The sequence below is a fragment of the Synechococcus sp. CBW1006 genome (assembly GCF_015840525.1).
Lineage (GTDB): Bacteria > Cyanobacteriota > Cyanobacteriia > PCC-6307 > Cyanobiaceae > CBW1002.
The window spans coordinates 3,582,497-3,596,126 of the sequence record NZ_CP060396.1 but is presented as its reverse complement, the minus strand read 5'-3'; the positions used below and the strand labels follow the sequence as shown (position 1 = coordinate 3,596,126).

Below are 13,630 nucleotides of genomic sequence, written 5' to 3'. Positions count from 1 at the left end.
GCACTGAAATCGCCACTCCCCCTACCCTGGCTTCAGGCCACTTCGTCCCGGTTGCGCATGCCCTCGGATCGTCCCCAGGTTCGCGCCTTTCTCTCCTCCACCTTCTCTGATTTCCAGGAGGAGCGCGATCTGCTGGCCAAGCAGGTGTTTCCTGCCCTGCGCCAGAAGGCCAGGGAGCGGGGCGTGGAGGTGGTGGATGTGGACCTGCGCTGGGGCATCACCCAGGAGCAGAGCGAACAGGGAAGAACGCTGCCGATCTGCCTGGCGGAGATCGATCGCTGCCGGCCGTATTTCATGGCCCTGCTCGGTGAGCGCTACGGCTGGGTTCCGGATCCTGGGCAGTACAGCCCGGAACTGCTGGAACGCCAGGGCTGGCTGCGGGAGCACCAGGGCGGCACCAGCGTGACGGAGCTGGAGATCCTGCACGGTGTGCTCAACAACCCGGACATGGCCGGGCGGGCCTTCTTCTACTTCCGTGATCCGGCTTACAGCACGGCCAGGGTTGAGGCGGGTGAGGAAGGCTGGCGCAGCGAGGGTGAGCAGGAACGCCAGAAGCTGGAGACCCTCAAGCAGCGCATCCGCGCCAGTGGCTTTCCAGTGGTGGAGGGGCTGGCCGATCCGCAGGCGATTGCCGAGCGCATCGAGGCTGATGTGTGGGCCCTGATCGATCAGCAGTTTCCCGAGGGCGAACAACCCGATGCGCTGGCCCTGGAGGCCGCCAGACATGCCAGCTACCGGGCGGATCGAACCGGCCTGTATCTGGGCGGCGAGGGCTATATCGAGCAGCTGGAGCAGTGGATCAAGGCGGGTGAGCAGCGCATTCTGATCACCGGCGACTCCGGCAGCGGCAAGAGTGCCCTGATCGCCAACTGGATAGCCGCGCATGAGCAGAGCCAGCCAGGCGATGTGATTTACAGCCACCACCTGGGCTGTACGAATGATGCCAACGCCGTGCGCCCCCTGCTGGCACGGCTGATCGACACCGCCGCCCAGTTGATTGAGGAAGACATCAAGGTTCCCCAGGACTGGTGGGAGCTGGTGGCCGCGGTGGGCGAGACCCTGGCTCGCCTGAGCATCTGGGCCCGGCGGCACAAGCGCCGCTGGATCTGGGTGCTCGACGGCCTTGATCGCCTGGCGCCCGACGACCAGCAGGCCCTGCCCTGGTTGCCGCTGACCCTGCCCGAGGGGCTCCAGGTGGTGGCCAGTGCCTTGGATTGCCCGGCCCGCACGATCCTGCAGGAGCGGGGCTACCGCAACCTCACGATCGGTCCGTTGCAGAGAGCCGAGCAGGAGGCCCTGATCGATCGCTACCTCCAGATCTTTGCCCGCCAGCTGGAGGCTGGCCTCAAGGAGCAACTGCTGGCCCATGCCCTGACGGGTTCACCGCTGTTTCTGCGGGTGCTGCTGGAGGAGCTGCGCCTCTGCGGCCGTTTCGACACCCTGGCGGAGCAGCTGGAGTTCTACCGGAGTGCCGCCACGATTGATGACCTGCTTGAGCGGGTGCTGGAACGGCTGGAGGCCGATGGCCACGGCGAGGCCGTGCGCAAGGCGCTCACGGCCCTGTGGGCCAGCCGGGCGGGATTGGGTGAACCGGAGCTCCTGGAGATCACGGGGCTGCCGCCCGCAGGCTGGGCACCGATTGCCATCGGATTGCAGGAGGCGCTGAGCCAGAGCAATGGCCGGCTGGTATTCGGCCACGACTATCTGCGAATTGCCGTGGAAGATCGCTACCTGCCGACCGACCAACTGCGGCGCCAGGCCCATAGCGATCTGGCGGACTGGTATCTGGACAGGGATGGATGGGACGCACGTGATTCTGAGGAGCTGCCCTGGCAGTTGCAGCAAGCCAACCGCCTGGAGGATCTGCGGAACTGGCTGATGGTGCCAGGGATCCTGGCCTCCTTAGTCGGAGACCAAGGCAGCCGCGAGGTGGTCAACTACTGGCTCCTCGCCAGGGCCGAGGGAGATGGCGAACTGGATGAACTGATTGCTGATGCAGTGGCAGAAGAGATCGACCAACGACAAGACAATGCAGACAATCTGATCTGGTTTGTGGACCGGCTAGCCGATTTACTTGATGAGGCAGGTCTGTACCGGGAGCTGCTGCTGACGTTGAGAACCCTGTCGCTGCAGCTGGAGGAAACGACCGAGGGCCGAGATGAACAATCGCTGCTGAGCAGCCTGGCCTGGCTGGCTATTGCCCACAGCGCCAAGGGCGACTACGACCAGGCGGAGGCGTTTTACACCCGCTGCCTGGAAGCCCGTGAGCGACTGCTGGGGCCTGAGCACCCCGACACCCTCATCACCATCAACAATCTGGCCGAACTGTTCCGCAACAAGGGCGACTACGACCAGGCGGAAGCGTATTTCAACCGCTGCCTGGAAGCCCAGGAGCGGCTGCTGGGGCCTGAGCACCCACACACACTCACCACCATCGTCAATCTGGCCGGTCTGTTCCGCAATAAGGGCGACTACGACCAGGCGGAGGTGTTGTACAAGAGAGATCTGGAGGCCAGTGAGCGGCTGCTGGGGCCTGAGCACCCCTCCACCCTCACCACCGTCGGCAATCTGGCCGGTCTGTTCCAGGACAAGGGCGACTACGACCAAGCGGAGGCGTTTTACAAGCGCTGCCTGGAAGCCCGTGAGCGACTGCTGGGGCCTGAGCACCCCGACACCCTCACCACCATCGGCAATCTGGCCGGTCTGTTCCGCAATATGGGCGACTACGACCAGGCGGAAGCGTCTTTCAACCGCTGCCTGGAAGCCCAGGAGCGGCTGCTGGGGCCTGAGCACCCCTCCACCCTCACCACCGTCGGCAATCTGGGGCTGCTTTACAGCAACAAGGGCAACTACGACCAGGCGGAGGTGTTGTACAAGAGAGCTCTGGAGGCCAGTGAGCGGCTGCTGGGGCCTGAGCATCCCCACACCCTCGCCACCGTCGGCAATCTGGGGCTGCTTTACAGCAACAAGGGCAACTACGACCAGGCGGAGGTTTTGTACAAGAGAGCTCTGGAGGCCAGTGAGCGGCTGCTGGGGCCTGAGCACCCCGACACCCTCACCACCATCGGCAATCTGGCCGGTCTGTTCCAGGACAAGGGCGACTACGACCAGGCGGAGGTTTTGTACAAGAGAGCTCTGGAGGCCAGTGAGCGACTGCTGGGGCCTGAGCACCCCTCCACCCTCACCACCGTCGGCAATCTGGCCGGTCTGTTCCAGGACAAGGGCGACTACGACCAAGCGGAGGCGTATTACAAGAGAGCTCTGGAAGCCCGTGAGCGACTGCTGGGGCCTGAGCACCCCGACACCCTTACCACTGTCAATAATCTGGGGCTGCTTTACAGCGACAAGGGCGACTACGACCAGGCGGAGGCGTATTACAAGAGAGCTCTGGAAGCCCGTGAGCGACTGCTGGGGCCTGAGCACCCCGACACCCTTACCACTGTCAATAATCTGGGGCTGCTTTACAGCGACAAGGGCGACTACGACCAGGCGGAGGCGTATTACAACCGTTGTCTGGAAGCCAGTGAGCGGCTGCTGGGGCCTGAGCACCCCGACACCCTCACCACCGTCGGCAATCTGGCCGGTCTGTTCCGCAACAAGGGCGACTACGACCAGGCGGAGGCCTATTTCAACCGTTGCCTGGAAGCCCGTGAGCGGCGGCTGGGGCCTGAGCACCCCGACACCAACAACACCCGCTACATGCTGGCAGATTTGCTTTCTGATCAGAAGCGCTACGACGAATCGATCCCGCTGCGCCGCAAGGAACTCGAAGTGGCAGCCAAGCGTGATGGCCGTGATGCACCAGGCACCCTCACCTCGATCCAACGGTTAGCAGAAGATCTCTACCGGAATCACGAACTGGAGGAATCTGAACAACTCTACCGGGAAGTCCTGTCAGGGCGCATCACGGCTCTTGGTGATAACGATGTCACCACCATGGCAAGTCGCTATGGGTTGGCACGCACCCTCAGTGCATTGGGCTGCTACTTCGAGTCAATTGAACTCAGGCGTGTGGAGCTGGCGTGGTGTGAAGTGCAGACCGACATTGAAGATTCCGGCACCCTCATCTCAATGTATGGCCTTGGCTGTGATCTGCTGAGCGCCGGAGAGGAGGCGGAAGCGGAGGATCTGCTCACGCGCTGCCTGGAGGCCCGTGAGCGGCTGCTGGGGCCTGAGCACCCCGACACGATAAGTACAGTATTCAAACTTGCAACCGTTCTGAGCAACCAAGAACGCCATCAAGAAGCTATTCCCCTGCGCCGGCGTGAGCTGGACTGGTGCCGACAGCAAAGCGGTGATTGTGATCCAGGTACCATAACCTCGATCCACAAGTTGGCGATCGATCTGCGCGAAACCGGGGAGTTGGAGGAAGCAGAATCCCTCTTTCGAGAACTCATAGCAGCGCAGAAGCAGTCACTGGATCCAGACGACTTTGAGATCGGCACTGTCTTGGGCGACTTTGCCGTAACCCTTTGGAGATCCGACAAGGATGAGGAGGCCATGCTCTATGCCCAACAAGCTCTAGATCACCGCCTTCGCTTCGAAGGGCCAGGCAGTTGGTTCACGAATTCCGAACGCCTTTCAGCGGCTTGGCTGCTTGGCAAGCTCGGGCGCAATACAGAAGCACTGGAGCTGCTTGATCAGCTGCAACGCAGCCTGGGCACAAAAGCAGAACCGGACGACGACGATCGCAACCTCCTGGAGGAGGCCGCCGAACTCACGGACGAGATCCGGGCCAGCCTGTAATCCCCTCCCCATACCCACCCAGCCACCGCCGGAAGTCCACATCCCGCTCTGATGTCCACTGCGGCACATCAAGTTCTACCGGATAGGGATGGCTGGAGTCGACGCTGGGCTCCAGGCAGTGGGGCGCCTGGGGGTGGGGGGTCCAGCCATCGCCCGGCAGGGGTCTGGAGAGGCGGATCTGGCACAGCGGAAAGCGCTGCAGACCCTCCCGCAGGAACCCGAAGACCGCTGCTGTGCAGTGGAACCGCACCGTCACCAGCCAGGGCGCCATTCGCTCCGGCTCGTCGCTGGCCAGATCCAGCTGGGCCTGCAGGTCGTCGCCGAAATAGATCCCGCCGCACACCTCCATCAGCCGCGCGAGCCGCGCCACCGCCTCCCGGCGCCGCTCGGGGGGCCGCTCCGGTGGCCGTTGCTGGCCGCGCTCCAGCTGGCGCCAGCCCAGCCGGTCGAGCCGTTCGCAGCGGATCAGGCCCTCGCTCCGGCCGACTCCATCCTCCTCATAGGCCAGATACCAGCCGATGTTGTGAAACACCAGCTGCAGCGGCCACACCCGCAGCTCCCCCTCCGGCGACTCCGCATGGCGTGCACTGCCCCCATAGCGCTGCAGCACCACCCACTGATCGGCCTCGATCGCGGCCTCCAGCTTTTCGGCCTGGTGGGGCAGCGCCAGCGAATCGCTGCGCACCAGCTCCGGATGCACGATCGAGCGGTTGGCGAACACCCGCACCGGCAGGGCATCCTCCGGCAGAATCCCTCCCCAGCGCAGCCGTTCCTCCAGCTCCTGCAGCAGGTCCTGGGCTGAAGGGTCCCCCAGCCGGCCGGCCTCCTGGGCCACCAGGTGGTGCAGCTCCAGCAGCCGCCCCGCCGGCAGCAGCGCTGTGCCCAGGCCATGGCCATGGCGCACGTTGTCGTTGCGGGGGCGGAAGCCGTAGGGGCTCAGCACCAGCTGGATGTCCTTGCGCAGACTGGCGGCGGCCCGTGGTGCGTAGGTCCCCTCGATGCCCTGCAGCTGGTTGATCAGATGTTGCGCCAAGGGCGTCCCGGCCTGGCGATCGAAGGGCTGCTGCAGCAGGTGGCGCAGCAGCACCATCACCCGCACGAACACCGCCCGGTCGGCCAGGTGGGGCCAGCCCCCCAGATCGGCGGGTCCATCCGCCAGCCGCGGTGGTGGCATGATCGGCGTGCGCACCGGTCGGGCCTGCAGGAATCCCTGGCGTTCCAGCCAGGCCAGATCCATCTCCAGCGCATCCACATCCGCGTAGCAGCGGCCCCGCAGCGGCCCCAGCAGGGCGGCAGCCCGCTGGGCCATCGACCCCTCAGGCAGCGGGCCGGCGATGTCTTCGAGCTCGCGGCGGCTGGCATGGTCGCTGGCGGTGAGCCCCGGGAAGCGGCTGAGCAGTTGCAGGAGATAGAGCAGCCGCTCCAGATCCAGCAGCCGCGAGTAGCCATGCAACTCGAGCTTGCTGTAGCGGCTGCGGAGCGCCCGGATGCTTCGGTCCAGCCCCTCCAGCTTCCGTTGCAGCATGGCCTCGGGATCGGATTCCGTACCGGGATCCAGCTCCAGTACAGCCGCAAAACCCTCGGACCGATCAGGCTGGAAGCCCTCCTGTTGCAGTGCCCCGTACAGCCTGCACAGCACGGCTTCAGGCACGGGCTGGGGGCGCTGGCGATTCCAGGCCTGGCAGACCGGGAGTTCCGTCTGCAGCCACCAGCCGATCCACTCCACCGGCTGCGGCAGCGCCAGGGCCTGGGTGAGGGCGAGGCGCCAGGGTCGCCGGGCATGGGTGGCATCGACGATCACGCTGCGGCCTGCCGCCACCGCAGCCTGCAGGCGCTCCTGCAGCAGGGCCTCCAGTTCCGGCCAGGGGCCCTGAATGGAGGGGTCGCCGTAGAGCTCCGCGCGCAGCTGGTCAGTGGCCAGGATCTCGGCCGGCTGGTCGGCGCTGCCCACCAGAGGCGCCAGCAGGGCGGCGAGGCTGCTCTTGCCGCTCCCGGGCGGGCCGATCAGCAAATGGCAGCGCAGGAAACCGGTCATGGCACCCAGCCTGCCTGGTGAGCGGGTCTGCGGCCATCCCGGGCAACACCTTGCACTTCAGCCGCCCGTGATCGTTGATTCCCGGCGATGGATCCACCGGAGCAGGAGGTGACTCCAGGCGACTCAGGCACCAAACAGCTACTGACCATTCAGCAGCGTTTCCGTTGGGTCTCCGGACTGTCCGTACAGCACACTGAGATCAGTGTCTGCCGACCCTGTGAAGGTTGTTCCTGCCGCCGGTGCGATCGTCGCCACCAGTTGCTTGGAGCTGAAGATCTGATAGCCAGTCGTGATTGTCTGCCGTCTCCAGCCCCGGCCCGATGTCTTCGTCTGGGCGACGATGTCGTAGGAACCCTGGAGGCCCGACAACACAATGAAGTCTTCCCCTTGGGTGTAATGATTGATCTGTGCCGATCCGGTATTGACACCGCTGTAGGCATCACCGCTGAAGTCAGAGGTTCGCAGATCAAAGACATCCAGTGCGCCCTGGGTGCCGGTCAAGACGTCCACGGCTTTGGTTTTACGCTCCTGGGAACTGGCGAAGATGCCGCCACCGATCATCCAGTTGCGATAGGAGCTACCCGTGATCGTGTCGGCATTCAGATTGCCATCAATGACCAATTGCCCATTGAAGGTTGGTCGCTGCAGGTCGCCAGGCACCCCTGCGCCCCTTCTTTTGGAGCAACTGGAAGGTCTATGGAGAAGACCAGGGGGATTTCAGCGATTCCGTCAATGTTCCGCTCTGATTCCGCTAGATCGTCCCACTTGCCATTGTCTGTTGATACCGAGTCTGAACTCAGATAGGTCATAACGGCATAGTCCTGGCCGGTTCCAGAGAAGAAGGTCGAATTATCGGGTTGTCCTGTAAGCCAGTTGGTAGAATTAAAGCTCTCTCCCGACGACCAGACCCAGGTCCCCTCGATCGTTGCATCCGTGGCTCCGATCCAGTGGCTGGGGCGGGTCTGGTTTCTCTCCAGGCCAACGGAACCGGGAGCAGGGTCTGGATAGCTGAAGTTGTCCTGCAGGAACTGGTTTTCATTCGCATCACCCACAGTTGCGAGATGACCGCCCAGTGCCACCGCGTTCGCTTCTGCCTGCGTCCAGGTGGGCCCCTGGACAATTGTGTAGAGGCTGTTGGCGCGGATCAAGCTGACAGCGGCATTCTCCACTGGCACGTTTATCAGATTGATCGTTGCTGAACCGGAATCGTTCTGTGTTCTCAGGGCTGCCTTCTGCCCATCGCCAAGAATCTCTCCTGCCAGCAACCTTGAAAACATCTCTCCTTCATCGCCAGCAGTGTCCTCCGCATTCAGAAGTCCATCCAGGTGATGCCCGAGTTCCTCGGTGAGCACGGCAAACACCTGCGCCTTGCTCGCCGTGACCAACCAATCAGCGTTGAGATAGATCTGCCCTGTGGCTTGGGCATACGCAGCTTTCGCTCCATGGATGTCTGCCGAGGAGAGCAGCCCGATGGAGGGTAGGGAATGGAAGTCAGCCGCAGACCACTGACTCACCAGTTTCGTGAATTCCTGAGCATCCCCTGGCACCAGGAGTGCCTCCTGGGCAGCGGCGGTCAGGCGACCGTCGGACGCCCACGCCACCAGCATCTCGTGCCATTCGGGCAGAAGATCGGTCAGAAGCTCAGTGGACGTGTCGGCGCTTGTCATCGGCACTGCTACAAAGATCATTGATTCGATTCAATCCCAGCCAGTTATTTCTGATTTCCGCCTTGGGACTATCACCAGATCGATGCTAAGCCGCGGGCGTCCGAATCGAGCCCTTCTGGCTCTGGTTCTTGATGCTGATTCTGCATAGATCGGCGCTTCATGCATTCTTTGCATAGCCCTGGCATTGGTGCGGTCTCTTTGCTTTGATTGCTTCTGCAGCCCAGCTTGTCCGTTGAGCGTGTCCACTGCCCGTACGGACGGCATGCTGGGGACATGGGTCACGGGTTGCAGTAGTTGTTCGCATGGATCCTGGGCTCGAACTGACCTGGAGCGCAGAAGCTGGGCGCCTCAGCCGTGTGATCCGATGCGCCAGACCTCCTCCGCTTACGTCATCCCCAACGCCCTGCGGGATCTTGTGTTGCTTGATCTGGTGTCGCTAACCGGAAGCACCACGGGAGCAGGCCAGCACCTGCATCTGTCGCAACCCACCGTGAGCCGGCGCTGCCGGCGGCTGGCGGCGGAGCTGGGGCTGGGTCGCCGAGATGGGGGTGCCATAGGTGATCGCTATGGCGACTCGATCTGCCTGCGGCTGCTGCGCAAGGGGGTGAATCGCCATCGCTGGGATGCGGGGGTGTTGCGGCTGGGGGGCTGCCGCGCAGAGGCGCAGCACCTGGCCGCTCTGGCGGGGATCGAGTGGGTGGCGCTGGATCGGGTGCCTGTGCAGCGCTGGCCGATGTTGCTGCGCCGCGAGCTGCTTGATGGGGTGGTGGTGAACGCCGCGGATCCGCTGGGCGTTGCATGGCACGGCTGTCAGCGCCATGGGCTTCGGCTCGGGGCAGGCTGCAGCGCGGTGCAGGCACGCCGCCACCCGATGATCCGGCGGTTGCTGCAGGCTCGCCTTGGCGGTGACTCGGTGTCGGAGCTGGTGGCGTGAGGCGCTGGCTGGATCCGATCGGACTGGATGCGGTGGGCGTCATCAGCATTGTGATCGCCGCCGGCGTTGTGGTGCTGGGCTCCTGCTCGGTGGTGGCCCCCTGCGTCATCGCTGGATGGGTCCCAGAGCCCTCCCCCTGGATAGCCAAAAGCTGCTGGCGGTTGACTGCGGTGTGGACTGCGTGGCCTACCGCTACCCGCTCGCAGCAGCCACCCTTGGCGGCGATGGAATCATCCGGTTTCCGGTGCGCATCGAGGTGGAGGTGAGTCGACCTTGGCCGGAGGAACAGTTCCGCTCCCGCTATGGCCCCGGAACGGTGATCCGCCGTGATCTGAGTCTCGGGATCGCTGTGTGGAGGAAGACCCCGAAGACCGGCTGGATCCTGGATCCGGGCTCAGGTGATGGCTTCTGGCCGGGTTTGTGGTCGGCAGTGATGTGACGTTGAGGGTTGAGAATGGTGTCGTCACATGCGCCTGCTGCGTTACGGCTTCAGCCGAGCGGAACGTGCCTGAAGGGTTCGCGCCGTAAGCGCCGGTAGACATCGAAGTCGCTGTCGTGGTCCACCAGGTGATAGCGCCGGGGTTGACGGCTGCTGCAGCTCGGCAAGGCGGTGGGCATCGGTTCAGAGCTCAGCTTGGTAGGGGGTGGATCGCTCTGGGCGGTCGTGCTGATCGGCTCGGCCGCTCATTTCTGGCTCACTCTGAGCAGCCATCGGTCTCAGCTCTGATCGTCAGGTTCTAGATTTTCCGTGCAGACATGAAGATGTCTCTAATGTGCCTATCTACTTTGATCTGTCTCCTTGATTGCAAGGCAAAACCCCATCAGCGGCCACAACGTGGGCCCTTCGGCTCACCGGATAGGAAAGCCGGCTCAGCCTTCCTGGCGCTCACTGAGTTGCTGAAACTTCCAGCCGCGATTTTTCCCTCCCCCATCCTCTGCGGCTTCCACCACGTACCAATGGGACCCCATTTTCAAAGGGCATGGTCCAAGACCTCCACCATTCGTCCAGGCAGATTCCGCCTGACGTCGGATGGTTGAATCATTGTAATTGAGAATCTTGGAAAGCTCAAAAGACGTGTAGATGCGCGGGTCAAGCTGTACCGCAGGAAGCTTCTGGTGACTCTCGCCCAGTGGCACAAGCAGTTCGCTCTTGAATTGCTTGTGGCGATCCGAGGATGTGGTCAGGCCGAGCTGGGCACCGATGAAACTCTGCACGATCCGGTTGAACTCAAGGCTCTGATCCGAGGTGATCTGGTGTTCATTCAGTTTCCACCAGGTGATGAGCAAACTCATCCCCTCCCGGGCATCGCTGGGGATCTCCTCCGAGCGCACGAAGCGACTCAGCTGCTCCAGAACCCTCCGGCCGCCTTCGTCCTCGAGGCTGTCATCAAGCCAACCTGTCGGCTCTGGATGGCTCGGGGCCTCCGGGATTGGGCTGAGCGGCTGTCTGTCCCGGAAGGCTTCTCGGCTTCTTTCAAAACGAAGGACGATCTGTGTCGGCAGGCGGGGAACCGCATGGATGCGGGCCGGAGCGTGCAGATCGGCGAGGGCAGCGACGGCGCCGAGGTTGCCAATCGAGCCGAGGGGGGCAATGGCATTGAGCCCCAGTCCGATCTCCATGGAGGCGATGCGGGGGGCGCAGGCCTCCGCGATCCGGCGGAGCGACTCGGTGCCGGCCAGGGCATCGAGGCCCACGCCAATGGTCGGTATCCGCAGCCGCTCCATCAGCCCCTTGCACGGATTCGCAATCTCCGCCAGGCGCTTCCAGCGCTCGCTCTCCGACTCCAGCAGAGGGTTCATGCCTTGCAGGGCCGTCATGCCGGCAACTCCCGGAGGCGATCCAGATCGGCAGAAATCAGGTTCCAGATCTGGATGTCTGCAGTCAGGCCCCTGGCGAAATTCGCCTCAAGCGCAGAGGTGAGAGCCTTCACCCTGCTGGCCTTGGCGAGCGCCGCCGCCGCGCTGTGCCGCCTTGCCAGAGCCATCCCTTCCTGCAGGGCTCTTTCCTCGCCTGCGGTGGTGAGGGTCTCGGCTGGCGCTCTTGAGATGGACATACCCATGGTCGCCGGTCGAGCCGCACCCGGTATGACTGAGGCTCATCTGCGACGAAGTGTAGCGGGATTTCCCGATCTGCTCCCAGGCGTTCCCACCACTGCTGGTGCCAGGGGTCTCGATCAGCTGCGCTGGGCACCATCAGTGGATTCCTACCGCCAAGACATGCCCTCTGGGGCGATGATGCTCAAATCGGGCCAGCTGCGTCCACGATTAGGCACGAACTAGGCACCCCTTGGCTGAGAAATCCTTTGAAAGCTGCTTTTATGACGGACTTAAAATCCGCAGGTGGCGACACTGTGGGGGTTCAAGTCCCCCTGCCCCCATCGCGATGGCTGTGATGACCACACTGTGACCAGCACAGCAGGTGGCCCGTCAAGACACGTGCTGCTCACCGGTGGCAGCTCCGGCATCGGCTTTCAGGCAGTCGCCCAGCTGTTGCAGGCCGGCCACCGCCTCACCGTGCTCTGCCGGGATGCCGCCACCGCCGATCGCCTGCGCCGCCAGCTCAGCGGCCGGCTCCAGACCATCCTCTGCGATCTGGCTGATCTGGCCAGCATCGAGGCCTGCGCGGATGCCCTGCTGGCGGCAGCAGGGCCGATCGACTCGCTGGTGCTCAACGCCGGCCTGCAGTACAGCGGTGCGGCTGAGCCCCGCTGGTCAGTGCAGGGCTTTGAGCTCACCATCGCAGTGAACCACCTGGCTCACCAGGCCCTGCTGCAGCGACTGTTGCCCCTGCTGCTGCAGGGCATCGCGCCGCGACTGGTGGTCACGGCCTCGGAGGTGCACGACCCCAGCACGGCCGGCGGCAAGGTGGGCCAGCCCGCCGGTCTCGCTGACCTTGCCGGCCTGCGGCAAGGGCCCGGTGCCGCAATGCTGGATGGCGGCGCCTTCCATGCCGAAAAGGCTTACAAGGACAGCAAGCTCTGCAACCTGCTGATGGCCCGGGAAGTGGAGCGGCAGCTGCGGCAGGAGGGCACGCCCTTGCCCGTGCTCGCCTGGAGCCCGGGGCTGGTGATCCCCCGCGGCAACGGCGGCTTCTTCCGCTACAGCCAGCGCCATAACCCGACCGGCCAGATCCTGTTCGCCCTGGTGGCCCGCGACCTGCTGCGGCTCACCGAAACGCCCCAGAGAGCTGGTGCCCTGCTGGCTGGCCTGGCCACCGGGTCACCGCCGCAGCCCAGCGGATTCCAATACTGGAGCAACCGGGTCCTGGGCCCAGGCAGGCGACGGTTTGAGGTCAGTGAGCCCAGTGCCGAGGCCTGCTCAAGCGACCTGGCCCGTGAGCTCTGGACCCTCTCGGCCCGGCAGCTGGGCATGGCGCCTGAGCAGGGTTTTCCGCACGCAAGCCCCAAATCAGTGCCGTGAGGCCCAACGGCCACTCAGTGGCTGCGGCCCTGCGAATTCAGGCGCCGATAGAGGCGGTAACTCCTGCGCACCAGGTCAAGCACAGGTCCTGGTGCCTGCAGGCCCAGGGGGGCGATCAGGGGGCGATACAGACGGTGGTAAGCCCAGCGCAGGTCCTGCCATGCCCGGCAGGGTTCCGGGTTGAGGAAGTCCGAGATGTCCACGATCAGGCCCCGCCCCTCGTGGACCATCACATTGCGGCCATGCACATCGTGACCGTGCAGTCCGCGGCTGACGGCATAGGCGATGGCCTCATCAATGTCCTGCATCGCCTGCAGTGGGATGGGACTACCGGTGCGGATGCAGTCGTACAAGGTGATCCCCTGCAGACGCCGAAGCACCAGATAGCCCTCGCCCACGTGAAAGCACTGGGAGTAGGCGGCATGGTGGCCGATGCGGCGGTACACCTCCGCCTCCTGCTCAATGCCTGGTCGACCCGGTGCGTAGAACTTCACCACCTGCTCGGGATGGTCAGGGTGAACGAGCACCGCGGCGTAGTTGCCGCAACCAAGCGTGCGCCAGGGCTGGGGGATCCTGTCCACGCGGACGGGGTCATGGGGATCGACGCTTCGAATCAGCAGCCCGGGGCGCAGCTGGTCTTCAACCCGCTCCAGCAGTGTCGACAAGCGGTGGTCGGCCGTGCGTTCGTTCACTGATGGGCCTGAAGAGCGAGGTCGCTTCTCGAGCTGGAGGCATTGACTGAACCATTATCGATTCATCAAGCAGAGGTTGCGGCCCGGTCACCACTTGAGCCAACGGACTGATCAGGTCCGCAGCAGAATCAAGTCA

The 13,630-nt window shown here is 63.9% G+C and carries 11 protein-coding genes and 1 tRNA gene; 5 read left to right on the top strand and 7 right to left on the bottom strand.

The genetic code is table 11. From position 1 onward, the window contains the following. Nucleotides 1-57 precede the first annotated feature (57 nt). Nucleotides 58-4,746, top strand: a complete 4,689-nt coding sequence (locus H8F26_RS17755; RefSeq protein WP_197156186.1) for a tetratricopeptide repeat protein — start codon at nucleotides 58-60, stop codon at nucleotides 4,744-4,746. On the opposite strand, the gene H8F26_RS17750 is transcribed toward H8F26_RS17755, so the two are convergent. The 3 genes from H8F26_RS17750 to H8F26_RS17740 all read right to left on the bottom strand — a co-directional run bounded on the left by H8F26_RS17750 (nucleotide 4,718) and on the right by H8F26_RS17740 (nucleotide 8,448). Beyond that, the gene (locus tag H8F26_RS17750) at nucleotides 4,718-6,781 is read right to left on the bottom strand and encodes an ATP-binding protein (protein ID WP_197156184.1); all 2,064 of its coding nucleotides are present in this window, start codon (nucleotides 6,779-6,781) and stop codon (nucleotides 4,718-4,720) included. The two genes, H8F26_RS17755 and H8F26_RS17750, sit on opposite strands and share 29 nt — an antisense overlap. 138 nt (nucleotides 6,782-6,919) lie before the next feature. After that, on the bottom strand, nucleotides 6,920-7,441 hold the full coding sequence (locus H8F26_RS17745; protein WP_197156182.1) for a hypothetical protein: 522 nt from the start codon (nucleotides 7,439-7,441) through the stop codon (nucleotides 6,920-6,922). Beyond that, complete coding sequence (locus tag H8F26_RS17740; RefSeq protein WP_197156180.1) at nucleotides 7,381-8,448, bottom strand: C-type lectin domain-containing protein; 1,068 nt, start codon at nucleotides 8,446-8,448, stop codon at nucleotides 7,381-7,383. The genes H8F26_RS17745 and H8F26_RS17740 overlap by 61 nt, the downstream gene beginning before the upstream one ends. Before the next feature lie 364 nt (nucleotides 8,449-8,812). Between H8F26_RS17740 and H8F26_RS17735 the strand changes: the two genes are divergently transcribed. Together H8F26_RS17735 and H8F26_RS17730 are read left to right on the top strand one after the other, a co-directional pair. Continuing rightward, nucleotides 8,813-9,382 carry a LysR family transcriptional regulator gene (locus H8F26_RS17735; RefSeq protein ID WP_197156178.1) on the top strand — a complete coding sequence of 190 codons (570 nt, stop codon included), beginning with the start codon at nucleotides 8,813-8,815 and terminating at the stop codon, nucleotides 9,380-9,382. 115 nt (nucleotides 9,383-9,497) lie between these two features. Beyond that, the gene (locus tag H8F26_RS17730; protein ID WP_197156177.1) at nucleotides 9,498-9,821 is read left to right on the top strand and encodes a hypothetical protein; all 324 of its coding nucleotides are present in this window, start codon (nucleotides 9,498-9,500) and stop codon (nucleotides 9,819-9,821) included. Between the two features lie 50 nt (nucleotides 9,822-9,871). Here H8F26_RS17730 and H8F26_RS19955 read toward each other — a convergent pair whose 3' ends face one another. The 3 genes from H8F26_RS19955 to H8F26_RS17720 all read right to left on the bottom strand — a co-directional run bounded on the left by H8F26_RS19955 (nucleotide 9,872) and on the right by H8F26_RS17720 (nucleotide 11,436). Beyond that, complete coding sequence (locus tag H8F26_RS19955; RefSeq protein ID WP_255518578.1) at nucleotides 9,872-10,000, bottom strand: hypothetical protein; 129 nt, start codon at nucleotides 9,998-10,000, stop codon at nucleotides 9,872-9,874. A gap of 252 nt (nucleotides 10,001-10,252) precedes the next feature. Continuing rightward, entirely contained in the window at nucleotides 10,253-11,002 is a 750-nt protein-coding gene (locus tag H8F26_RS17725; protein ID WP_197156175.1) for a hypothetical protein, read from the bottom strand. 194 nt (nucleotides 11,003-11,196) lie between these two features. Next, on the bottom strand, nucleotides 11,197-11,436 hold the full coding sequence (locus tag H8F26_RS17720; RefSeq protein ID WP_197156173.1) for a hypothetical protein: 240 nt from the start codon (nucleotides 11,434-11,436) through the stop codon (nucleotides 11,197-11,199). A gap of 172 nt (nucleotides 11,437-11,608) precedes the next feature. Here H8F26_RS17720 and H8F26_RS17715 point away from each other — a divergent pair. Further along, nucleotides 11,609-11,760 (top strand) — tRNA-Leu (locus H8F26_RS17715). Nucleotides 11,761-11,818: 58 nt separating this feature from the next. Then, nucleotides 11,819-12,802 carry an SDR family NAD(P)-dependent oxidoreductase gene (locus tag H8F26_RS17710; protein ID WP_231605334.1) on the top strand — a complete coding sequence of 328 codons (984 nt, stop codon included), beginning with the start codon at nucleotides 11,819-11,821 and terminating at the stop codon, nucleotides 12,800-12,802. 14 nt (nucleotides 12,803-12,816) lie between these two features. Here the strand turns inward: H8F26_RS17710 and H8F26_RS17705 are convergent, their stop codons facing one another. Further along, on the bottom strand, nucleotides 12,817-13,494 hold the full coding sequence (locus H8F26_RS17705) for a serine/threonine protein kinase (RefSeq protein ID WP_197156169.1): 678 nt from the start codon (nucleotides 13,492-13,494) through the stop codon (nucleotides 12,817-12,819). Nucleotides 13,495-13,630: the final 136 nt, after the last annotated feature.

Bases quoted from the DNA above. Each gene is read 5' to 3' on its own strand.
- H8F26_RS17755 (WP_197156186.1), top strand. From the start codon at position 58: ATGCCCTCGGATCGTCCCCAGGTTCGCGCCTTTCTCTCCTCCACCTTC.
- H8F26_RS17750 (WP_197156184.1), bottom strand. From the start codon at position 6,781: ATGACCGGTTTCCTGCGCTGCCATTTGCTGATCGGCCCGCCCGGGAGC.
- H8F26_RS17740 (WP_197156180.1), bottom strand. From the start codon at position 8,448: ATGACAAGCGCCGACACGTCCACTGAGCTTCTGACCGATCTTCTGCCC.
- H8F26_RS17735 (WP_197156178.1), top strand. From the start codon at position 8,813: ATGCGCCAGACCTCCTCCGCTTACGTCATCCCCAACGCCCTGCGGGAT.
- H8F26_RS17730 (WP_197156177.1), top strand. From the start codon at position 9,498: ATGGGTCCCAGAGCCCTCCCCCTGGATAGCCAAAAGCTGCTGGCGGTT.
- H8F26_RS19955 (WP_255518578.1), bottom strand. From the start codon at position 10,000: ATGCCCACCGCCTTGCCGAGCTGCAGCAGCCGTCAACCCCGGCGCTAT.
- H8F26_RS17725 (WP_197156175.1), bottom strand. From the start codon at position 11,002: ATGGAGATCGGACTGGGGCTCAATGCCATTGCCCCCCTCGGCTCGATT.
- H8F26_RS17720 (WP_197156173.1), bottom strand. From the start codon at position 11,436: ATGTCCATCTCAAGAGCGCCAGCCGAGACCCTCACCACCGCAGGCGAG.